Source organism: Anatilimnocola aggregata (assembly GCF_007747655.1).
Taxonomy (GTDB): domain Bacteria; phylum Planctomycetota; class Planctomycetia; order Pirellulales; family Pirellulaceae; genus Anatilimnocola; species Anatilimnocola aggregata.
The window spans coordinates 936794-959086 of sequence record NZ_CP036274.1 but is presented as its reverse complement, the minus strand read 5'-3'; the positions used below and the strand labels follow the sequence as shown (position 1 = coordinate 959086).

Below are 22293 nucleotides of genomic sequence, written 5' to 3'. Positions count from 1 at the left end.
CGTCGCTGGCTGGTGGTCGCAGTCGGTGTATCAACTGGGGCTGTGCTTAGCTCCGGCGGCGTGACCGTCTGCTTTGCCCGCGGGGACAGGAGCACTGCTGGGCGCGGCCGACGTTCCCGTCAGGCTGACGATGACGTAGTAGAAGACAGGCGTGAGGAAGATCCCGAAGAGCGTGACGCCGAGCATGCCGGAAAAGACCGCGATGCCGAGGGTGCTGCGCATTTCGGCACCCGCGCCAACGGCCAGGGCCAGCGGCACCACGCCGAGAATGAAGGCCAGCGAGGTCATGATGATTGGCCGCAAGCGCAGGCGGCAAGCTTCGACGGTCGCATCGGCCGGTGAAGCACCTTCTGCCGATTTCCCCTTGGCAAATTCGACGATCAGAATTGCATTCTTGCTCGCCAGTCCGACGAGCACCACAAAGCCAATCTGCACGAAGATGTTGATGTCCATGCCAGCCAAGGCCACCCCAATCACCGAGCACAAAAGGCACATGGGGACAACCAAAATGACGGCCAGCGGCAGCGTCAGGCTTTCGTACTGGGCGGCGAGAACGAGGAACACCAGTACAACCGCCAGGGCAAACACAATCATGGCCGTATTGCCAGCTTTGATTTGCAAAAACGTCAGCTCGGTCCATTGCAGATTCATCCCCTGCGACAATTCGTGCGCGGCCAACTCATCGATTGATTTGATGACAGTGCCCGAACTGACGCCCGGGAGCGACGCTCCGTTGACTGCTGCGGCAGCGACGCCGTTGTAACGAATCACCAGGGCCGGGCCGCCGTTGGGACTGATGCTCGCCACGCTACCCAGCGGCACCATTTCGCCCGAAAGGTTACGAACTTTAAGCTGGCGCACCGCCTCGGGAGTGAGGCGAAAGCTGGGGTCACCTTGCAGGTTCACCTGCCAGGTACGACCAAACTGATTGAAGTCGTTGGTGTAATAACCGCCGAGATAAACCTGCAGCGTGAGGAAGACTTCACTCAGCGGCACGCCCATCGCCTTGCACCGTTCGCGATCGATATCGACAAACATCTGTGGCGTACTGGCCCGAAACGCGCTGGACAGGCCAACCAGCACCGGCTCCCGTTCGGTGCCCGGCGCTGGGCTCGAATCGGCCGCTTGCTTCGGTTGACGTGTGAGCTCTGTGTTTCCCGCGGTGGTGAGTCCGTCGGTCGCCTCTTGCAGCGATTCCAGACCAAGAGCACCCACATCGCGCACCATGAACTTGAATCCACCGGCGCTTCCCAGACCATCGACAGCCGGTGCTCCGAACACATCGACCTGCGCTTCCTGCACCTCGCGGAAACAAGCGGCCCGCAACTTCGCGGCAATTGCGTCGGCTCCTAGATCGCTACCGTGCCGATGGTGAAATTCATCGAGCACGACATACACAGTGCCGTAGTTTGAACCAATCGCGTTCTGCACGATCGATTGACCAGAGATAGTAATCGTATGCCCAATGCCCGGGATGCCCCCCGTTGCGCCGTGACTGTCACCAGTGTGTTCGCCGGCATGTTCTCCGGCCGCGTGCGCGGTGGAACCCTCGCCACGGGCGATCTTCTCGACCTGGGCCATCACGGCTTGTGTTCGCTCGAGCGAAGCTGAGTCGGGCAGACGCACATCGACCAGTAGGTAGCCTTTATCTTGCGACGGAATAAAACCGATCGGCACTTGCGTGAAGGCGAAATACGTGAGGTACAACAGCCCGCCATACACCAAGAGCACAATAAAGCTCACCCGCAGCATCATCCGCACCAACTGGCTGTACCCTTCGGCGGTGTAGGTGAAGGCCAGGTTGAAGAGCTTGAAGAACCAGCCGAGCGTCAGATTGATTAACCACGTCAGCGGATCACTTTGCTCGTGCTTGGCTCGCAGCAACAGGCCGCACAACGCCGGGCTGAGCGTGAGGGAGTTGACCGCTGAAAAGAAGGTGGAAACTGCAATCGTCAAGGCGAACTGGCGAAAGAACTGCCCCGTGATGCCGGAAATAAAGGCACACGGTATGAACACGCACATCAACACGAGCGAAATCGCAATGATTGGCCCGGTGACTTCGTCCATCGCTTTGCGGGCAGCTTCCTTGGGCGATAGTCCGTGCTCGAGATGATGCTCGACCGCTTCCACGACGACGATCGCATCATCGACCACAATGCCGATGGCCAGCACCAGGCCGAACAGCGACAGATTATTCAAGCTGAAGCCCAAACCCAGCATGACCGCGAAGGTGCCGACAATCGCGACCGGCACGGCAATCAGCGGGATGATCGTAGCCCGCCAGGATTGCAAAAACGCGAGCACCACAATGGCGACCAGGATGATCGCATCGCGGAGGGCCTTGAACACCTCGTGAATCGACTCGTCGATGAAGGGTGTCGTGTCGTAGACGATGGCGTAATCCAGATCGGGCGGAAAGTTTTTCTTCAGCCCATCCATCGTCGTGCGAATCGATTCTGCCGTACTCAGCGCGTTGGACCCGGGCTGTTGAAAGATCGCCAGCCCGATCGAAGGTTGCCCGTCGAGGCTGCACGAGGTGTCTTGCACTTTTGCGCCAAGCTCGATGCCGCCGAACTTTTTGCCCCGTTCATCCTCGCGCCGATCCGTCACCAGGTCGCGCATGCGGGTCAGCTCGCCTTGGCTCCCCATCTTCACGATGATGTCGCCAAACTCTTCTGGATCGGTCAAGCGACCCAAAGTACTGAGCGTGTATTGAAAGGCTTGTCCGGTGGGAACAGGAGGGCGACCGAGCGCGCCGGCGGCGACCTGCACGTTCTGCTCGCGGAGCGCTGCGACCACGTCACTGGCGACCAGATCTCGGGCGGCCATCCGTTCGGGATCGAGCCAGGCTCGCATGCTGTAATCGAGCTGGCCGAGGTAAGTGACGTCCCCCACCCCCTTGATTTGGGCCAACTCATCACGAATCTGAATGGTCGCGTAGTTACTCAGATAGAGCTGGTCGTACGTCCCTTTGGGCGAGATCAGATTAACGACGAGCAGAATGTTCGGCGACTTCTTTTTGACGCTCACGCCGGTCGCTTTGACCTCGGACGGCAAGCTTGGCAGGGCCAGGTTCACCCGGTTCTGCACCAGCACCTGCGCCATGTCGAGATTGGTGCCCACCTCAAACGTGACGGTCAAGCTGTAGCCACCGTCGTTGGTGCTCTGCGAACTCATGTAGAGCGCGTTCTCGACGCCAATCACTTGCTGCTCGATTGGCGCGGCGACCGTGTTGGCAACAACCCGCGCGCTGGCACCAGGATAGGTGCAGCTGACTTGCACCGTCGGCGGTGTAATCTCGGGATACTGTGCGACCGAAAGCACGCCGACTGCAATCAGCCCCGCGAGCGTGATCAGCACTGAGATGACGGCTGCGAAGATGGGGCGATCGATGAAAAACTTAGCCACGATTGAGCGTTCCTGTGGACGGCTACTCGTCGATGTAAAACCTGCTGCAACTCTCGGCTGGGATCAACTGCAATCTGTTAGTGCAGCGACGTGGCAGCGATGAGCTCTGCGTCCACTTTCTGCCCGGGCTTCACGCGCTGCAGCCCTTTCACAATCACGTGTTCGCCCGCTTTGAGCCCCGCGGTGACGATTCGCATTTCTCCCCTGGTACCGCCCAACTCGACCGTCTGGCGCCGGGTGGTCCCATCGGGCCCGACCACATAGACATACTTCACGCTCTGATCGGTCGCGAGTGCGGCCTCCGGTATCAGCAGTGCTTCATAGGGCTTGCTGACTGGAATGCGAAGCCGCACAAACAGGCCGCCGGCCAACGATCGATCTTCGTTCTTGAACACGCCACGCAGCCGAGCTGTTCCCGTTGTGCGATTGACTGTTGTCGAGATGAAGTCGAGCGTCCCTTCGTGCTTGTAGTCGGTTTCGTCGGCTAATTGCAAATAAACGCGAATATCCAGGTCGCGCAAGCTGCCGGGGGCAGATTCACGAGTCGCCGCCCGCATGCGCATGTAACGCAACAGCGATCGCTCATCGACATCGAAGTAAACATACATCGGATTTTCGTTGACGATCTTCGTCAACAGCGTGCCGTTCGTCTGCCCACCGGTGAGCAAACTCCCCTTGGAGACCATGGCGCGATCGATGCGGCCACTAATCGGGGCCCGAATCACGGTGTGCTTCAGGTCAACCGCCGTTCGACTTGCGTCGGCCCGCGCGGCGGTGATCGTCGCCTCGGTCGATGCGACCGCAGCCACGGACTCCTCATATTCTTCGCGGCTGACAGCGCTCGATTTGAGGAGCGCGGCATTGCGGGCCAGCTTGGCTTTCGCCAGTGTGAGATTGGCCTGGTTCAAATCGATGCGGGCGAGCGATTGGTTGTGAATTGCTTCGTATTCGTCCGGCTCGACCGTGAACAGAATCTGCCCTTCTTTTTCGACTTCGCCATTCGGTCCCAGTACCGGGCCCGTAACGAAATCGCCGTCCTTAAACTCAATCGACTTGAGATAGCCGAACACCCGCGCCCGGATATCAACCATCTCCGAGGCTTCCGTCTGCCCCGTATAGTCGTCCGAATCGAGCGTCTCCTGGGCGACGACCGCGGTCGTGGTGACCTTGGGCACTGGCATTTCGCCAGCTTCTGGCGCGGCGGGCCTGCAGCCAGAACTTGCTGCCAACGTGCCCAGGAGGGCTGCCGACAAAAGGACTACCAACAATCTCGGGGGCGATGTCGCCATGATATATCTCGTGAACATGGGCAGGAGCAACATGCTGGTTATTCAAAGTCTTTGGTTGTAACTGACTTGTCGTATTCAACCGCAATCGCGTTTTCGATTTCAAAACCCTCGCCGGAGCTCCGCACCAATTCCTGGGCGAGTTGCTTGTAATAATACGAGCCAACGACACCGCTTAGAATGATTCGATCGCCGACGAACTTCACTTCCAGCGAGCGAAGTTCAGCGACGGCGCTCGACTTCACAATCTCTTGAAGAAACACCTCTTGCAGAGTGACCTCGCCGAGCATGCTTTGCTGAGACATGGATCTCTCCTTCCGCCACTGAAAAAATTCGAGAGGAGGCGGCCAAGTGATAATCGCACGCAGTCTCGCAGATCGACCGGCCAAATTCAAGAAGCGCGTCAGCGGGGTAGTGTCCGGTTTTGCCGGACTAGTCAGGTCACGGATGCAATCGCGATGGTGGCTTGCCCCACGCACCAGGACGGATTTGGCGGTCAATCTCTTCTAGTGGCGAGTATAGCGAAGTCGGTAGTTAGTATCCCCAGCGGTAGTGCGTGAAGCGAGCAGTACTATGGCCCGGCCTACCAACTACCGGACAAACAACGACCTTCCCCTGAGGAAGCACCGATACGAGATAGCTCCCCACGTACAGCATCGGCAGGAGCAGCAATACGGCTGCGAAGATCGGCGCGGCTGAGCGGGTAGAGGGCATTGGGACATTTTAAGCTTGGGGCTTCGCACTCGCGAATCTAGCGGGTGGGCAAGAATGAGTGACTTGGCTGATCAGGGGCCTGTCTCGTTTTCAACCCAAGCCCTTGGCCGTAGCTTGCGGTCGACTTGTTCCAGCGGCCAATAGATTCGTTCCGAGTATTCGATTCCAAATCGGTAATGCGAGACTAGGCGGGCAACCTTGCCCGACGGAAGCGTGAAGGGAACTAGCACAGGCCTGGGGCGCACATTGGCCAGATAGCTCCCTACATAGAGCACCGGCAGCAGCAGCAAAACGATGGCTATGATAAGTGGCACGCGATTGGTCATTTCGAGTACTTACTGCAATGGGTCTCTCGAAATGACATAACCGAGATAGATGAAAACGACGAGTAGGATTACGCCTAAAATCCAGCGCCCCGCAGGCACTCGCCAATTCCCAACAAACTCGGCATCCTTAGCGGGACGACGCAGCCGAGAATAACCTGCCTGCATCGCTAAACCGAGGGCAAGAAGCGCAAGAAAACAGATGGGCTTTACCCCGATTCTGATCACTAAATCGGTGACGAAATCTTGCATGAATACTCTTTCCTTCGCATTGAATAACGCCATCGATTCTAACCGCTTATGCGAAAGCCCTGCTAGAGTTGCCGAGGCTAGGGGACAAGTCAAGGGAAACCGAACTCCAAAATCAATCCTCCTAAACCTGGGCTCTTAGCCGGCGGTCGATTTGCTCCAGCGGCCAATACACGCTTGCTGCCAGAGCGCCGCCGTAGCGATACGGATAAGTCGCACCATGATGCGTGAACCCTTCTCGCTCGGGTGCTACCAAGGCGAAATAGCTCCCCGAATACAGCACCGGCAGCAGCAGCAAAAAAGCTGCGAAGATCGGCGCGGCTGAGCGGGTGGTGGGCATGGGTGGTTTCTAAGGTGGCCGTTCAGCGCTGTCACTCTGGCGGGGCTTTTTCTTGCGCGAGTAGAATGGCCTATATGAACTTCCAAATCGTTTTCGTGGGTTTGATTTTTCTGTTTGTTGGCTCAATAGGCCTGACAATGGCTGGGAAGAAATTCCAGCCCACCGAAGATTTCTTGAGAGCACTTAACTTCGAAAAGAGAGCGGACAATTTTCACGTCTCAGCAACCTGGGGGCGGATCGGCGGAGTGTTGCTGCTCATCATGGGGGTAGTAATTATTGGAATTGGGCTGTCTTCCAAACTGCCTCCGCCATGACTCGCTGAGAAAATCAGATCACTATCTTCGAGCCAAACAACTGGGACCAGCAGTTCAACGGCCGCAAGCGGCCCGGTTGACCAAGGTGGGGCTTTGCCAAAATATATTGTGCAAATGATTGACAAGTGCGCAATACGTCGTCATAAATTAAGCGGCTGTTTGACAACTTGGTGGAAGATGCGTGTCTACGCGGCGGGGAAAATTCGCGCCAGCGCGAGGAACGGTTTCTGGTAATCAGTCACGCCAGTGCGACCTGGGGCGGCGTTGGTTTTTGGGCGAGTTTGGACAGCCCGCTTTTCGTTAACGGTTGGCCCGAAAAACCAACTGAAGCGCGACTGTGGCATTCACTCGACTGGGCTCAGGAGGATTCTCAGGCCGTCGTTGAGCGGCTAAAGACAGGGTCAACTCGCCCGAAAAGCCTCCCGACCCCGGGCAGATGAGTGGCCAGAGCAACCAGTTAATCAACAAATAGGATGATTTCAGGTTGAGCAAATAGGGCGCAAATCGTTGCCGCAGAATGGCTTGAATGTGATGCACGCAAAAGGGGGGTGTTGATAAACCTCCCGGCATTCGGTCACAGGCTGATGGTGGGCTAGTGGCTGAGCTACCGATGGATGTCGGGTTGCCAAACTTGGTTAACCGGGCCGCTTGCGGCCGTTGAACTGGCAGTTCGCTTGTTTTGCAGTTCACCCGCGCAAGCACGTGGGTTAACCAGATGACGTTGAGCGCTAGTCGGACTACTAGTTTGAGACTTGAAAATGGGTGCCTGTCGTTTTGCTGTGCAAAACAATTGGCACCCAAGTTAGCCTACTTCTTAGCGCGTGCGGGCCTTCACGAGGGTCGAGGGGGAACGGAGTTCTTTCCGCCGTTCTTTCGGCAGGAATTCTCGTTCGGTCAGTTCGGGGTCGTACTGCGTCCACGATTCGCGGGTGGCGGGCGAGTCGATCTTGCGAAGAATGTCGCCGTCTTGCCAGACGGCGGTATAGCCCCCCGTTTGCCAATTGCGTTGCGGCAACTGCGAGCTGTTTTTGACCATTCGCCAGGCCCGCAGCTGGTAGCGAGCGTCGTCGTGGCTCCAGTCGTAGAACAGTAACTGGTCGAAAACGAGGCGGCCTTGGTCGTCGTAGAAGTGGTTAACCTCAACCAAGTCAACACGTTCAGTAGCAACATCTTCGCGAGGAGAGATCGCGACGGAAGAAAGGGCGATGCCAAGGGTAAGGATCAAGGGATTCACCGGTCACCTCCTAAGGGGTGATAGAGTTCTGTTGGCGGTGAAGCCCGGGCTGACGCGTTATCTTCTTCTATCGAAATTTCAGATCGGCTGCAACAACAAAATTAGTCAGACAGATGCTAGATTCCTCAGATTCACTGCTTTTACTAGCGTGAAATCAGCCGAGCGTGCTATCAAGTCACGCTGTTTTTTGGATAGCGGCGGTTAACTTGCCGTTAATAATTTTGGGAAATTATGGCTTGGGAAAGTCTGAATTTCCAGTTTGCTGCATGATCGCCTGCTCGGGAGAAGCGTGGTAATAGTCGGTGACTTTCCATTGGCCGTCGGTATCTTGCTCGAGCGAGAGGCGAATGAAGCGGGGGATTTTGGTTTCGCCCAGCACGTCGGCCCCGCTGCGAAAAGAGCCCGAGGCGATGATGTTGAACTCGACGGTGGCCTTCTTGGGCGACTGGTTTCCTTCGACCTTCGTCTCGTGAATCTTGGTAATCCGGCATTCGCTGAACGTGTACTTGGGCAATTCCGCTTCGGCCTGCATCCGCTGGTCCACTGCCTTGGGATGAATGGCCGCGTAGACCGCAGCGCGGTCGTTGGTTTCCAACTCGCGCGCGACGCGCAGCAGTGTCGCTTGAATGGCCTCACGATCAGAGATGGTGAAGCGCTCGTACATGACGAGGCCGACGTCGAGCACGATGACCATGCCCAGGAGGTAGAGGACTTCTTTTCTGCCGGTCTTGATCCAAGCGACGAAGACGACGAGAGCAACGAAGGCAGCCAAGAACACTAGGAGCGCGGGATTGTACTCATTGTCCAGAATCCACATGGTGCGAGCTCGCGGGAGTCGATGAGAGAGGAGAAGAGTTTGTCGCGCGTCGCGATCGCCAGAAGAGAAACCAGCCGATCACGGTCACGACAGCTAATAAATACCACAACGGCTCGAGCGTGACCATTGTTTGCTCGGGCGTCGAGAGTTTGATCGAGGGCTCTTGGCCGTTGAGCTGCTGGGCCGCGCGGGTGCGCGACTGATACTCGCGCTCGATCTGCGCTTGGCGCGGGCCGAACTTGCCCCCGGCAAAGAACAGGGCGATGAGTGCCGCCGTGCCGAACAAATAGGCCCAGAACCACGGCGAGTCGGTCAGCGCGGATCGCGGCTGCGGGTCGACAACGGGGGGCTCGACCGAGGAGGGATCAGCGGCGTTCATTTGCTGGTGAGCGAAAGGATCCGCCCCGGCTGTTGACGCTTCAGCGGTTTGTCGGCGGCGAGACCGACCAGGTCGTAGTCTTGCGTGGCGACGATTTCGACGGGGACGATATCGCCCGCCTTGAGCTTGATGCGATCGCCGGTGACGAACACCAGGCCGTCCACATCAGGTGCATCGGCCTGGCTGCGACCGATCCAGACGTTCTTCTCGCCTTCGACGGGCTGGTCAAGAATCACGGGAATGGTTTTGCCGATTTGGGCCTGATTCCAGGCAAAAGCGTGCGCTTGCTGCACTTCCATCAGCCGCACCTGGCGAGACTCTTTTTCTTCTTCGCTCAGATGATTGGGCAGGTTCGCGGCCGGGGTATCGGGCTCGAAGGAATAGGTGAAGACCCCCATCCGCTCGAAGCGCTGCGCCTTGGCAAAGGCCAACAGTTCTTCGAAGTCTTCTTCGGTTTCGCCGGGGAAGCCGGTGATGAATGTCGTCCGCAAACTAAGGTTCGGGATCTTGCTCCGCAGCTTGGCCAGGAGGGCTTCGGTATCGGGCCGGGTAACGCGGCGGGCCATGCGGCGCAGCATGTGATCGCTGGCGTGCTGGAGCGGGATGTCGATGTAAGGAATGATGCGCTGGCTATTGGCCAGCACGTCGATCAGTTCGTCGGTGATGTACATCGGATAGAAGTACATCAGGCGAATCCAGTCGATTCCCTGCACTTCATCGAGCTTACGCAGCAGTTCCGCGAGCCGCGGTTCGCCGTAGATATCCATGCCGTAATAGGTGGTGTCTTGAGCGACGATGATCAACTCGCGCACGCCGTCAGCAGCCAATTGTTCGGCCTCGGCAATCACGTCTTCCATGACCTTGCTGGCGTGCTTGCCGCGCATCTTGGGGATTGCGCAGAACGTGCAGAGCCGGTCGCAGCCTTCGCTGATCTTCAGAAACGCAAAATGCTTGGGAGTGATCCGCAGGCGATCTTTATCCGACAGCGCGCGAATCGGAGCGGGCTGAAAGACGGTTCGCTGCTCTTCGAGATTCCCCACCAACCGGTCGGCGACCTTGGTAATGGCTTCGCGACCGAACACGCCCACGAGGTAGTCAATTTCCGGCCGTTCGGTGAGCAGGTCTTCCTTCTGACGTTCGGCCAGACAGCCGGTAACGATCACCCCCTTCGTCTTGCCGGCCTTCTTCAAGGCCAGCATTTCGTCGATCGACGAGAATGACTCGGTTCGCGCGCGTTCGATGAAGCCGCAAGTGTTCACGACAACGAAGTCGGTCCCTTCGGGATCGGCGACGAGGTCGTAGCCATCGATCTTCAACAGCCCGAGCATTCGCTCGCTATCGACGAGGTTCTTCGGGCAACCCAAGCTGACGAAGGCATAGCTCCCCTTAGAGTCGGTGGGAGCGGGAGCAACTTGGTTCTTCGGCTTCATGACAGATCTCGGCGGTGCGCGACGCATGGCTGCGTCCGAACGTAAACAGAGGCCACCCGGAGACCAAATTTGCTTCCTTGGGCAGCGCGTAATCCTTCAGTCTATGGGCGAAGTTCTCGCGGCGGGAGGGGCAAAATTGCCGCGATTCCGTTGCGGGTGGCAGCAAAGCCGGGGGTGCAGTGGAAATTGGTCTTGACGCTCTGCCCGGCATTTCGAATGATATTCAGGCGGGCGGACCGGTCCGTCCGGCGCTCGATTGGTTTGTGGATTGTGAACTCGCGATGAATGTAACTCAATTACCGACTGGCACTTCCGCCGACGACTTGCGAGTCGACGAAGCCCATTCGCGCCGCTCCGACGAGATACTTTCGGCAGCGGTCGAACTATTCGCCCGGCAAGGGTTCGCAGCGACCGAAGTGCAGCAAATTGCCGACCGGGCTGGAGTTGGCAAGGGAACCGTTTATCGGCACTTCATCAATAAGGAAAAACTCTTCCTGGCGGCTGCTGACCTTGGTCTGCGGCGGTTGAAGGATGCCGTGAATCAAGTGGCTGATGCACAGGCGCTGCCGCTCGATCGCCTAAGAGCCGGTGTCATCGCGTTCTTAAAGTTCTTCCGCAATCACCCGGAGTTCGTCGAACTGATGATTCAAGAGCGGGCTCATTTCCGCGATCGTGAGTCCCCGACGTTCTTTGGTCGCAAAGACGACGAAATGACCTGCCGCTGGCGCGACGACTTTACGGACCTGGTCCAAAAGAAGGTTCTGCGGTCACTTCCCGTCGAACATTTGATGGACTTCATCGAGCAGTCGCTCTTCGGTGCCGTCCTCGTTCATTTTCTCGGCAAGCGCGACCCTGCTACAGCTGCGGACGGGAATCGCGTCGCCGATTTAATCCTGCAAGGCATCGCCTTAGCCCCCACTCAAGACACCTGCCGACCTGAGTAACTACCTATGTCAGTCTCACGACGCTCGTCCGTATTCATCACCGCTGCGGCAGCTGTTGCACTCGCCATCCCGCTCGTTGGCTGCGGTTCGCACGGTGCCAAGCCCGAACCAACAGCTGTGGCAGCGCCGCCGAAGCCGGTGATCGTCACGGTCGCCGCACTCGAAACGCGGTCCGTGCAGCGCCGCATCACCGCGGTCGGCACGCTGCATGGATTGGAGCGAATCCAGATCAGCGCGAAGGTGCCGGGGCGAATCGAAAAAGTCCTCGTCGACGTCGGCGACCGCATCAAGCCTGGCGCGGTGCTGGTCGAGCTCGATCCGACCGATTTCAAACTGGCGCTCGATGAAGCTCAGCGGTCACTCGAAAAGGAACTCTCGAAGCTGGGCCTTACGGAGATGCCGAAAGGTCAGTTCGATGCGGAGCAGTTGCCCAGCATGATCCGCGGGCGATTGCTCGTCGATAATGCCCGCCGCCGTTACGAGCGGTTCCGCAACTTGTTTCAAAAGAATGCCGGCACCAACGAAGAGTTCGAGAAAGCGGAGACCGATCTCCGTGTGGAAGAGTCGACGCTGCTGCAAACACAGCTCGACATTCGCGCCACGATGGCAGCGGTTCGCTATTCGCAGTCGGTGCTCGAAACGGCACAGCGGCAATTGGCCGAGACGCGAATCACCGCTCCTCCCAGCGACTTCCCTTCCGTCAAAGAACTGCAGCAGCAAGGCGTGGGCTATGTGGTCGCCAAGCGCATGGCCACTGCTGGCGAGCTTGCCACTGCCGGTTCTTCACCGTTGCTCGAATTGGTCATCGACGACGCGCTCAAACTACGCGCGACCGTTCCTGAGCGTTATGCCAGCGAATTGCAACTGGGCCAGGCGGTGGAAGTGCGCGTGGAAGCATATCCCAACGATGTCTTTCAAGCCCGCATCGCCCGCATCAGCCCGACGATTGACTCCGAAAGTCGCACCTTTGAAATCGAAGCGTATGTGCCGAATAACGATCACCGCCTGCAGCACGGCTGTTTCGCCAAGGGCGCGATTGTGACCCGCACCGCAGACCAGGCAATCATGGCCCCCGCTGAATCAGTCATTACTTACGCGGGTGTGACCAAGATCTTCTGTCAGGATGGCGACACCGTTCGCGATGTGCCGGTGGCCCTGGGCGTGCGCGATGCAGGCTGGGTCGAAGTCATCGGCGACCTTCCCGCGCAGGCGGTCGCCGTCACGAGTGGTCAAACTCAACTGGCCAACGGCTCGCGCATTAGCGTGCGGCAACCGTTGGCCGTCGCCGCACCGCAGGTAATGCCTGCCTCGCACCTGGTCGACATGGAACAACTCGCACCTGAAGTCAACAGCAAGAATGCTGTCGATCAGGCCCGCAATTCTCAGAACTCCGCAGGGACTCGCTAAGCATGACTGTCTGGGAACTTTGCATTCGTCGGCCGGTCTTCACTTGCATGCTGGTCCTCGCGCCGGTCGTGCTGGGGGCTGCTGCCTATCCTCGCCTCGGCGTCGACTTGTTTCCTAATGTCGACATTCCCACCGTCGTGATTACTACGACGCTCAAGGGTGCCGGCGTCGAGGAAATGGAGTCGAGCGTCACCAAGGAACTTGAAGAGGCAGTCAATACGATCTCGGGCATCGACGAACTCAAGTCGACGACCAAGGAAGGTTTTTCGCAGATCGTCATCGCCTTCAAGCTGGCCAAAGATGGCGATGTCGCCGCGCAAGAAGTGCGCGACAAGGTCTCGACGATCATCAATCGCCTGCCTGCCGGAACCGAAACACCGCTGGTCGATAAGTTCGCCGTCGATGCCGCGCCGGTCATGACGATTGCCGTCAGCGGCAAGCGCGATGTGCGCGAAGTGACCGAACTGGCGAAGAAGCAAGTCAAAGAGAATCTGGAAACAATCTACGGCGTTGGTGCCGTGACGCTGGTCGGTGGTCGTCAGCGGGCGATTAACATCATCCTCGATGTCGACAAACTGGCCGCGTATCGCCTATCTGCGGAAGATATTCGCCAGGCACTACTGCGGCAGAACCTCGAAGTTCCCGGTGGCCGAGTCGATCAAGGTGCTTCGGAACTGGTGCTGCGAACGATGGGGCGAATTGAAAAGGTCGCCGACTTCGCGAATCTGATCGTCGCCGATCGCAACGACTACCCCGTGCGGCTGAAGGACATTGGCCGCGTTGAAGATTCGTTCGAAGAGCCCCGCGGCCTTAGTCGGCTCGATGGCAATTCAGCAGTCAGTCTGGTGGTGCAAAAGCAGTCGGGGCAGAACACGGTCGCGGTCGTGCACCGCATCAAGGAACGGCTTAAGGAAATCAGTTCGTCGCTCCCCGCCGACATCCAATGGGCGGTGATTCGCGATCAATCGCGATTCATCGAGAGCAGTATTGAAGAAGTGAAGTTCCACCTGGTACTCGCCGCGGTATTGGTGAGCCTGACGATTCTGCTCTTCATTCGCGACTGGCGGACGACGATTATCGCGACCATCGCGATTCCCGCCTCGATGCTTCCCACTTTCGCCTTCATGATGGCGATGGGTTACACGCTCAACAACATCACCATGCTGGGGCTGATTCTGGCGATTGGGATCGTCATCGACGATGCGGTAGTGGTGCACGAAAACATCTTCCGGCATATGGAAGAGTTTGGCCGCTCCGCGATGGAAGCTTCCCGCTCCGCAACGTCTGAAATCGCCACTGCGGTCGTCGCGACCACAATTTCACTCTTGGTGATCTTCGTCCCCGTGGCCTTTATGCAGGGACAAGTGGGCCGATTTTTTAATAGCTTCGGCTTTGTAGTCGGCTTCTCGATTTTGATGAGCATGTTTGTCTCGTTCACGCTCACACCAATGCTTTGCTCGCGGTTTTTGGTGCTCGAAAAAGGGGCCCACAACAAGAGCAAGTCGGGCTGGACGACGCGGATCATCGAAGGCTCATATCGTTGGATCCTCAGTTGGTCGCTGCAGCATCGCTGGGTGATCGTCGTCACTTCGGTGCTGGTGCTCCTCTCGACGCCGACGATCGCCGGCATGGTCGGCTTCGACTTTGTTCCTGTCGACGATCAGGGCGAATTTGAGGTCAGTATGACGCTGCCCGAAGGGTACTCGCTCGAACGGGCCGACAAGCTGATGAAGGAAATGGAAACCGACCTGAAAACGCTGCCCGATGTGCGGCACATCTTCACGATTGTCGGCGATACGACCGGCCGAGTCGGCAAAGGCCAGGGAGATGTGACGCAGGCCAGCATTTATGTCCGCTTGCCCGACGTCGGTCACCGTCCCTATTCGCAGTTCGATGTGATGCGACAGGCTCGCGAATTGATGACCCGCTACCCCGATATTCGGACTGCCGTGCAAGACGTCGGCGCGATCTCTGCCAGTGGGTTCAAGCAGGTCGACGTCGACTTGAATATTCGCGGCCCCGAGCTTGAAGAGCTGCGGCTGATTGCCGACAAGGTTGCCGCGTGGATGAAGACCCGCAGCAGCTATGTCGATGTCGATACCAGTCTCTCGCTGCGGAAGCCCGAACTGCGGGTGAAGATCGACCGCGAGCGCGCGTCCGACTTGGGCGTGCCGATCGAAACGGTGGCTTCCACGCTGAATCTGCTCGTCGGAGGCGAGCTCATCGGCAAGTACAAAGAGAACGCCGATCAGTACGATGTCTGGGTGCGGGCCGATCAAAGTTTTCGCGATGCCCCCGAAACTATCGATGCCCTGATGGTTCCGTCTCCCAAGGCGGGCCTAGTGAAGCTCTCGAACCTCGCCACGCTCGAATCGGCCCAAGGGCCGACCTCGATCGAACGCCACAGCCGTCAGCGGCAAGTGGTGGTGGTGGCGAACCTAGAGGGGATGCCGCTCGGCCCCGCCGTCGACGAGATCGACGCGTACATGAAGACACTCAACCTGCCCGCCGGTTATCACTACGAGTTTCTCGGTCAGGCCAAGATGATGAAAGAGTCGAACGGCGGCTTCCTCATCGCCTTTGGCCTCAGCTTTCTGTTCATGTACATGGTGCTGGCCGCGCAGTTCGAAAGCTTCGTCCATCCGATTACCATTCTGCTGGCGTTGCCACTCACGCTGCCGTTTGCCTTCCTTTCGCTTTATCTGCTGCAAACGCCGCTCGATATCTACGCGATGTTCGGGCTGTTCATGCTGTTCGGCATTGTGAAGAAGAACGGCATTTTGCAGATCGACTATACGAACGTGCTCCGCGGACAAGGTGTCCCACGCGACAAGGCAATTCTCGATGCCAACCAGACTCGCTTGCGTCCGATCCTGATGACCACGCTCATGCTCGTCGCCGCGATGGTTCCCGTCGCTATGGGGCAAGGGCCCGGGGCCGGCTCGCGAGCCAGCATGGCCAAGGTCATCATCGGCGGGCAAGCGCTTTCATTGCTGCTAACGCTGCTCCTCACGCCAGTGGCCTACTCCCTTTGGGATGACTTCACCCTATTTTGGAACAAGCACATCCTGCGCCGTGCGGAACTCACCGACGAGGCAGCGACTTTGTCGCCAACTGCCCTGACCGAAACAACGGTCATCAGCACTGCGACCGTCGCCGAACACCCGATCGTCATTCATCCCGCTGGTCACGTTCACGCGCCCAATACGGCATTCGAGGCGTCGACCGTTAAATAGCAAACGTCTCGCCCGCCACGCTGCTGGCTGTTACTTCTCTTTGGCGAAGGTCGGCATGTTCGCCTCCCCTTCGATTTGGTTCAGCCCAAAGGGGACGAGAAAACTCCCCACGAAGAAATCGGCGACGAGCTTGCCCTCGTGATCGTGCCGCGTCTGATGAAACACATACGGTGCCAGACTGCCGTCCTTGCGGCGGATCCAGTACCAATGACGCTGCTGCAGTTGATGCGCTTCCATGCGGGCATGATACCGCGCCGCTGTTGAGTCGTGACCAAGCGCGTGGTGCGTTGAGGCTTTAGTGCGAACTTGCAACCAGCTCAGCCAGTTGCCGCTGCATCTCTGCTTCAGGCAGTTGCACTCGTTGACCGTGGCCGGGAAGAACCCAGGAGAAGCGAAAGTCGAGCAGGCGCCGAAGAGACTCGACTTGCTGCGGCCATGAATCCCAGCAGTAATCGGGGAAAGCGGCAAGCCGTTGCGTGGCTCGATCGAAGTGCAGGTGATCGCCGGTAAAGAGAAACCGATTCTGAAACAACAGCACGCAGTGGCCGGCGGTATGTCCCGGCGTGGGAATGGCAACGAACTCCGGAGCGAGTTGGACACTTTCGTAGCCGCCGAGCACACGCTCGGAGCCGGGCTGAGAATGGAGTTCGTGGCGATGAATGATGCGCTCAGCCCTAAAGTGAGTGGCGTACTGCTCGGCGTCCGCTACATCGTCGCTGTGAGTTAAAAAGATGTGCTTCACTCCACCCCTTGATTCGAATTGCCTCACCAATTGAGGCAGAAATTTGGGCGAGTCGACAAGCCAGTTTCCGCTGGCATGCTCGATGAAGTAACTGTTGCCGCCGTACGACTTGGGTGAATTAAAACCGCAGTACCAGACCGGTTCTTCCACGATGAGCGGAAAATCGCCCAGGGCGGCCTTCGCCGACTCGTTGCCGCGCGTGCCAATCGATCCCGTCGGGCAACAAACGAGAAACTGCAACGCCTGCCGCCGCTCCGAGCCAGACGTGGGCTGTTCGTGCACGAAGGCCGTGTCGGCCCCTTCCCCGAAGGTCTGCGGGGCAAGTTGCCGGCAGGTATCGCAATCGATGCAAGTCGCATCGACAAAGAAATCGCCGGGCACATTCTCTGGCACTGCTCGCGCTGCGCTGGCCATTTCGCAGTCTCCAGTTGATTCATCTTGCGGCCGACACGTTCGGCCCTCGGTTTATTCTACGGGTCGAACTGGATTCCGTAGCCCTGTTCGGCACAAGCTTCCAGAAATGCTTTGGCAGAGTCTCAGTTGCAGCGCGCGAATAAATCCAAGGGAAACAGATCGGTCTAAAGAACACTCGCGCGAGAACTCGCCATTGTAGACGGCGTATGCATCCCAGCTCATGCACGCCTCGCAGAAGAAGTGAATGGCTGGGACAGTTGCAGTTCGGCTCCTCACACCAACCTACTCCTCGGAGTGCCGAGGAGTAGGAGGTGGAAAATGCAATGAGGCGAGATTCGCCTATGACAAAGTAGAACTAAACAATCTCGCCAGCTTCGACGAACAGGTCGGCGAAGCGCTTGAACTTGCGGCCTTCCCAGCCACGCTTGTGGTAGGCGTAGCCGGCGATGAGAGGTAGGGCAAGCGTCGCTTCGCTGAAGACCATCTGTTCGAAGGTCGTATCGACCTTGCCCCAGCTGCTGGCTTCTTTGAGCGTGCTGCTCGACAGAGCGCCGTCGCGAACATCGGCAATCGTGATCTGCACGGCATACTTGTGCATCGCGGGATACTCGTGCGCACCATGCTCTTCTTGCAACAGAATGTCAGCCGCCACGACGATGTCCTGCGCATAGTTCTTCGGCACGCCGCCACCGATCATGAACAGACCGGTGACCGGATTGTTCATTTTGATCTGAGTCAGTTCGTAGAAGTCCATCGCACTGTCGAACGAAATGGGCTGACGACCCGTTCGCAGCCGTTCGTGAATGTGAGCCACAATACCGAGCCCCGCCGAGCAATCGGAAAAGGCCGGGCAGAAAATTGGCACGCCACATTGATAGGCCGCGCCGATGATCGAATCGGTCTTGGCGTTCGTTTCGAGATATTCGCCCATCTTGTTGAGGAAGTAGCGAGAGGTATAAGCGCCAGGTGGCAAACCATCGGCGATCTTGCGGGTCGTTTCGTCGCACACGCGCAGTTCTTCTTCGTCGATCAGCGTGTCGTAGATTCGGTCGATCCCGTGATCACGGAGCATGCTGTCGTCCATGCCGCTCTTCAACCGCTCTTCGGCCACATAATGCTTGAAGCCGAGGGCCTCGAAGAAGTCCTGGTCGACCATATTGGCACCAGTGCTGACGATGGCATCGACCATCTTGTTGCGCACCATGTCGATAATCACCTGCTTCAGTCCGGCGCTGATCAGCGAACCGGCGAGGCAGAGAATCACGCCGCACTCAGTGTCGCGGAGCATGCGGTCGTAAATGTCAGCAGCGCGGCTCAAGTCGCGAGCGCTGAAGGCCATGTGCTGCATGGCTTCGACAACCGGCACCACGTTGTGGTCCTTCATGTCGATGTGCTCGATGGTCTTTTGCAGCAGTTCTTGCTTGGTGGGTTGCCAGGTCATGTACGTGTTTCCTTCTCGACTAAAATGCTGACTGCCGCTTCGCGAAACAAATTTTCAGCTGAGAACGGGCCAGCAAACCCAAAGCACTACGCTGCTCGCCACGGTAAGAATCGCAGCAGGACCAGCGTACAGTGTCGAATTGTAGCGCAATGGCCCCCCAGGTGAAGAGGGTGGAGGGAAAGATTTGGGCAATTCGGCAAGCAACGTTGCGGTCGACTCGAGTGCAGTCATTTCGAAGTAGCCGGCAATGTGTTAATTTTCAGCGTATTCCTTGTCGCCCGCTCTCCCCTCGCGATAGGCTGATTGGCATTAGACGCAGCACGTTTTTGGGGATCGAGCAATGAGTTCAGGCCACGTATCTTTCGCTCGTCGTGCTTTCACGCTGGTCGAATTGCTCGTGGTGATTGCGATCATCGGTGCCCTCATCGCACTGCTGTTACCGGCCGTGCAAGCCGCCCGCGAAGCAGCGCGGCGCATGCAGTGCTCGAACAACGTGCGGCAGATCGGGCTGGCAATGCAGAACTTTCACGACACTTTTGGCTGCTTGCCGCCCGGCAAAGTGAATAGCACCGGCTATCCCAATCCAGTGCACTCAAAATTCAATGTTGGAAATGGGACCGAGCATAGTTGGGCCGTGTTTTTGTTGCCGTACATGGAGCAGAAGAACCTTAGCGACCTGTATCGATTCGATTTCAATTGGAACGCGACCGAGAATCTGCCAGTAGTCACCACGCGGGTGCAGACCTTTTACTGCCCGTCTACTCCCAACGGCAAGCGAGTCGCATCTGCCACGAAGAAGGAAGCCTGCGGCGACTACGGTGTGATTAACGAGGTCGATAACGGGCTCGTCACCGGAGGGTTTGTCGATAATGTGACGGGGACGATGCGGTATGGCGTGATGCGCATCAATCAACTGGATCGCTTTGCCGATATCACCGACGGCCTTTCGAACACAACGTGGGTTGTCGAAGATGCTGGTCGGCCCCAGGCCTATAATGGCGACCGGAGCAGAAACTCAAGCGGCTCAGCGTCGGGTAGTGCTTGGGCCGACCCTGAGAATTCATTCTCGCTTGATGGCTACAACACCGACTGCACGGCAGGGCCGGTCAACTGCGCGATCAACTGCTGCAATAAAGACGAAATCTTCGGCTTTCACCCCGGCGGCGCGAATGCCATGATGGGTGATGGCAGCGTGCGGTTCTTAGCGAAGGGAACGGATGTTCGCATTGTCGCTCGCTTGGTTACCAAGGGGGGCGGCGAGGTGAACGAGTAGGCCTCTGCAGAATGCTATTTCCGCAGATCGAAGCAGATCACTTCCCGCTCGTTGCGAACGAACAGCAGGCCGTTACAGAGCGCTGGCTGGCTGTAGCAAGGTGCGGCCAGAAGAGGTTCCTTGGTGCTGGAGACCGGTTCGGGCTGCTTCTCGGTAGCCGGCAAGACTTGCAGGTGCCCATGCTCGCCGAGCAGCAGGATGTGACCATCGGCGGCAAGCGCCTGGCCGCGCCCTAGTTCGGAAGAGTGCTTCCACTTCAATTCGCCCGTGCCAAAATCGACGCAGCGGAAGGTGGCTCCCCCTTGTTGTGAGGCGGTGAAACCAAAGATGAGTGTGTCGTCGTTGAGCTGCGGATAGAAGATCAAGCTGTTGAACTGACTATCGAGGACGCGACGATCTTGCCACAGTTCTTTAAACGTCATTCCTTCGTCTGAAGTGTGGGCAAGCTGCAAACAGACAGCGCCTGGCCCTGGTCCCGTGACGAGAAGCACGCGGTCGCCCTGCACCACCGGCGTGACGGCGTTGATGACATCCGGGCCCCGCGGATGAAATTCATACTCGCCCAGCAACTTGCCCGAAGCTGGTTCGAGAGCCGCCAGCCCGAAATCGGTCAGCACGAGCAAGTACCGCTGTTCGCCGATCGTGGTTAAGCGTGGTGTCGTGTAAGCCCAATTTCGTTCGCCCGTTTTCCAGAGCGTGTCGCCGGTCTTCTTGTCGAACGCGACGATGCCCGCCTGCTGCTCCACGCCGCCGACATTCAGATAGATCTTCTCGTCATCAATCAGCAAGCCGGCACCATAGCCGAAGAGTCCAGCCTTGCCTTGAAAATCTTCCTGCAGCAGACGTTGCCAGAGGACTTCGCCACTCTCACGGGCCACGCAATGCAACTGCCCTTGCGCACCGACGGCATAAATCTGCTCGCCATCGACAATCGGAGTCGCGTACGGACCGCTGCTGTATTCGTAAGGGCACTGATAGCTTGTCGGCCACGAGCAGCGCCACCGCTCTTCGCCATTTTCGGCGTGATAGCAGGCCAGCACTTCCTGGTTCTCTTCGCGAAAGAGAAGGACAAGGTCACCTCCGTCCTTTTCATTTTTAGCCACGACTGGCGCGCTATAGCCGGTGCCAATGGGTTTCTGCCACAAGCGGCGCGGACCTTCTTCGCCAAAGCGGAGGTTCAACCCGGTCTCGGGCGAACAACTGCTCAGTCGCGGGCCAAACAGCATCGTCCAGCCCGGCCAATCAGCCGTTGCAACGGGTTGTGCTGCTGTCTCGTCGGCAGCTTCGAACGATGCCTTCCGCGTCCTCACCGGCGGATAGGTCGTTCCCGTAAACATGTTCCCTGTCCACAATACGTACCAGTTGTCGTTAAAAGTCAGAACCACAATCAGGGAGGCAGCCAGAATGGCAATGAGGGCTAAATAAGCCCCTCTTAGCACCTGCTGAACGACGCTTTTCGCTTGCACCATGCTGCAGCTCAATTCAAAGAAGAGAAAAGTAAGAAGATTCCACTCGCCGGGCGGATTGTGCGTATTCGATCGCGCCGCCGAGTGAAGCTTGTCGGAAGAAATGATGAATCGTGCCGACTCTGGGTTGCGCAGCTAACCTAGACCACACGAAGGGCGGGGCAATTCCACCGGGCGCTGGCTGCCAATTGCAGAACAAACCGGAAACCGGCCTCGTCTTAACTGGTACATCTCTCATTTTTTCGAGCAAAGGTTCAACATGGACAACACCAAACCAACCAGGCGTAATTGGCTATTCAGCTGTGCTGCGGTGGGACTGGCGGCCAATTTGCTGACCGCGGACCTTGTCTCCGCAGATGAGAACGAAATCACAGCCGACCGGCTGAAGATTCTGCGGAGTTGCGAATCTCTCACTGCGGCTCTGCGCTACTATGGAGATCAGGACAAACCGTTCTATCAATTCACGTTCCACCTCGGCGACTTTGCCGCAGGTGCCGACAACAATCCATTCGACCGCGTCACCAAGCTCGATCGCGACGCCATGCTCACGTTTATCGATGCGCTGGCGAAGGATGGCTTCATTGCCGCGGCGCGTGACATCAGCACGAAGGACATCAAGCCAACCGTTGGTTACAACCTGACGCTCACCGCGAAAAAGACCGGAGGAGCTGCGGATTTCAAGCGACTCGGTTGGCAGGCGATCAAAGGGGACGGCCACGTCGAGCTTTATCAAGCGTTGGGCTGGGATCTGAAGATGATTGAACGACTGGAATCATGGCAGCCTGCGCTAAACGGAGCCGCAGCGAAGGACATGGAGTTCGTGCTGGGCCGATTGAGCGGACTCAAGCGCGAGTGGCAGAAAAAGCCGTAAGTGGA

Annotated in this window: 21 protein-coding genes; 6 read left to right on the top strand and 15 right to left on the bottom strand. The window is 57.8% G+C overall.

All coding sequences use genetic code 11. The annotated features are described in order from the left end of the window. Positions 1 to 30 precede the first annotated feature (30 nt). The 7 genes from ETAA8_RS03715 to ETAA8_RS03685 all read right to left on the bottom strand — a co-directional run bounded on the left by ETAA8_RS03715 (position 31) and on the right by ETAA8_RS03685 (position 6320). Positions 31 to 3408, bottom strand: coding sequence for an efflux RND transporter permease subunit (locus ETAA8_RS03715; RefSeq protein ID WP_202921538.1), 3378 nt, complete (start codon positions 3406 to 3408; stop codon positions 31 to 33). Positions 3409 to 3485: 77 nt separating this feature from the next. Next, the gene (locus tag ETAA8_RS03710; RefSeq protein ID WP_202921537.1) at positions 3486 to 4589 is read right to left on the bottom strand and encodes an efflux RND transporter periplasmic adaptor subunit; all 1104 of its coding nucleotides are present in this window, start codon (positions 4587 to 4589) and stop codon (positions 3486 to 3488) included. A 146-nt stretch (positions 4590 to 4735) separates the two neighbouring features. After that, on the bottom strand, positions 4736 to 4999 hold the full coding sequence (locus ETAA8_RS03705; RefSeq protein WP_145085078.1) for a hypothetical protein: 264 nt from the start codon (positions 4997 to 4999) through the stop codon (positions 4736 to 4738). A gap of 229 nt (positions 5000 to 5228) precedes the next feature. After that, a complete protein-coding gene (locus ETAA8_RS03700) occupies positions 5229 to 5408 on the bottom strand; it encodes a hypothetical protein (protein WP_145085075.1) in 180 nt (59 codons plus the stop codon). Between the two features lie 71 nt (positions 5409 to 5479). Next, positions 5480 to 5734 (bottom strand): hypothetical protein, encoded by a 255-nt coding sequence (locus ETAA8_RS03695; protein WP_145085072.1) that lies wholly within the window; start codon positions 5732 to 5734, stop codon positions 5480 to 5482. 9 nt (positions 5735 to 5743) lie between these two features. Then, positions 5744 to 5983, bottom strand: coding sequence for a hypothetical protein (locus ETAA8_RS03690; protein WP_145085069.1), 240 nt, complete (start codon positions 5981 to 5983; stop codon positions 5744 to 5746). A gap of 121 nt (positions 5984 to 6104) precedes the next feature. Continuing rightward, a complete protein-coding gene (locus ETAA8_RS03685) occupies positions 6105 to 6320 on the bottom strand; it encodes a hypothetical protein (RefSeq protein WP_145085066.1) in 216 nt (71 codons plus the stop codon). Between the two features lie 74 nt (positions 6321 to 6394). Between ETAA8_RS03685 and ETAA8_RS03680 the strand changes: the two genes are divergently transcribed. Further along, complete coding sequence (locus ETAA8_RS03680; RefSeq protein WP_145085063.1) at positions 6395 to 6634, top strand: hypothetical protein; 240 nt, start codon at positions 6395 to 6397, stop codon at positions 6632 to 6634. 814 nt (positions 6635 to 7448) lie between these two features. On the opposite strand, the gene ETAA8_RS03675 is transcribed toward ETAA8_RS03680, so the two are convergent. The 4 genes from ETAA8_RS03675 to rimO form a co-directional block, all read right to left on the bottom strand. Continuing rightward, positions 7449 to 7868: a hypothetical protein gene (locus ETAA8_RS03675; RefSeq protein WP_145085060.1), complete on the bottom strand. Its 420-nt coding sequence runs from the start codon at positions 7866 to 7868 to the stop codon at positions 7449 to 7451. Positions 7869 to 8097: 229 nt separating this feature from the next. Beyond that, positions 8098 to 8685: a hypothetical protein gene (locus tag ETAA8_RS03670; RefSeq protein ID WP_145085057.1), complete on the bottom strand. Its 588-nt coding sequence runs from the start codon at positions 8683 to 8685 to the stop codon at positions 8098 to 8100. Then, positions 8666 to 9064, bottom strand: a complete 399-nt coding sequence (locus ETAA8_RS03665) for a hypothetical protein (RefSeq protein ID WP_145085055.1) — start codon at positions 9062 to 9064, stop codon at positions 8666 to 8668. The genes ETAA8_RS03670 and ETAA8_RS03665 overlap by 20 nt, the downstream gene beginning before the upstream one ends. Continuing rightward, positions 9061 to 10494, bottom strand: a complete 1434-nt coding sequence (gene rimO / locus ETAA8_RS03660) for a 30S ribosomal protein S12 methylthiotransferase RimO (protein ID WP_202921536.1) — start codon at positions 10492 to 10494, stop codon at positions 9061 to 9063. Before rimO ends, ETAA8_RS03665 begins: the two co-directional genes overlap by 4 nt. Positions 10495 to 10775: 281 nt before the next feature. On the opposite strand from rimO, the gene ETAA8_RS03655 reads away from it, so the two are divergent. Genes ETAA8_RS03655 through ETAA8_RS03645 form a run of 3 tightly spaced genes read left to right on the top strand, consistent with a single transcriptional unit; the run spans position 10776 to position 16081 of the window. Then, complete coding sequence (locus ETAA8_RS03655; protein ID WP_145085048.1) at positions 10776 to 11438, top strand: TetR/AcrR family transcriptional regulator; 663 nt, start codon at positions 10776 to 10778, stop codon at positions 11436 to 11438. A gap of 6 nt (positions 11439 to 11444) precedes the next feature. After that, the gene (locus tag ETAA8_RS03650) at positions 11445 to 12845 is read left to right on the top strand and encodes an efflux RND transporter periplasmic adaptor subunit (RefSeq protein WP_145085046.1); all 1401 of its coding nucleotides are present in this window, start codon (positions 11445 to 11447) and stop codon (positions 12843 to 12845) included. Between the two features lie 2 nt (positions 12846 to 12847). After that, the gene (locus ETAA8_RS03645) at positions 12848 to 16081 is read left to right on the top strand and encodes an efflux RND transporter permease subunit (RefSeq protein ID WP_145085043.1); all 3234 of its coding nucleotides are present in this window, start codon (positions 12848 to 12850) and stop codon (positions 16079 to 16081) included. Between the two features lie 30 nt (positions 16082 to 16111). On the opposite strand, the gene ETAA8_RS03640 is transcribed toward ETAA8_RS03645, so the two are convergent. The 3 genes from ETAA8_RS03640 to ETAA8_RS03630 form a co-directional block, all read right to left on the bottom strand. Continuing rightward, positions 16112 to 16318 (bottom strand): hypothetical protein, encoded by a 207-nt coding sequence (locus ETAA8_RS03640; RefSeq protein WP_145085040.1) that lies wholly within the window; start codon positions 16316 to 16318, stop codon positions 16112 to 16114. Between the two features lie 58 nt (positions 16319 to 16376). After that, on the bottom strand, positions 16377 to 17237 hold the full coding sequence (locus ETAA8_RS03635) for an MBL fold metallo-hydrolase (RefSeq protein ID WP_145085038.1): 861 nt from the start codon (positions 17235 to 17237) through the stop codon (positions 16377 to 16379). Positions 17238 to 17592: 355 nt separating this feature from the next. After that, complete coding sequence (locus ETAA8_RS03630) at positions 17593 to 18678, bottom strand: 1,9-bis(guanidino)-5-aza-nonane synthase (RefSeq protein WP_145085035.1); 1086 nt, start codon at positions 18676 to 18678, stop codon at positions 17593 to 17595. Between the two features lie 340 nt (positions 18679 to 19018). Between ETAA8_RS03630 and ETAA8_RS03625 the strand changes: the two genes are divergently transcribed. Then, the gene (locus tag ETAA8_RS03625) at positions 19019 to 19951 is read left to right on the top strand and encodes a DUF1559 domain-containing protein (RefSeq protein WP_145085032.1); all 933 of its coding nucleotides are present in this window, start codon (positions 19019 to 19021) and stop codon (positions 19949 to 19951) included. A 14-nt stretch (positions 19952 to 19965) separates the two neighbouring features. Here ETAA8_RS03625 and ETAA8_RS03620 read toward each other — a convergent pair whose 3' ends face one another. Next, positions 19966 to 21420 carry an outer membrane protein assembly factor BamB family protein gene (locus ETAA8_RS03620; RefSeq protein ID WP_145085029.1) on the bottom strand — a complete coding sequence of 485 codons (1455 nt, stop codon included), beginning with the start codon at positions 21418 to 21420 and terminating at the stop codon, positions 19966 to 19968. Positions 21421 to 21676: 256 nt separating this feature from the next. On the opposite strand from ETAA8_RS03620, the gene ETAA8_RS03615 reads away from it, so the two are divergent. Beyond that, on the top strand, positions 21677 to 22288 hold the full coding sequence (locus ETAA8_RS03615; protein WP_145085026.1) for a hypothetical protein: 612 nt from the start codon (positions 21677 to 21679) through the stop codon (positions 22286 to 22288). Positions 22289 to 22293 lie beyond the last annotated feature (5 nt).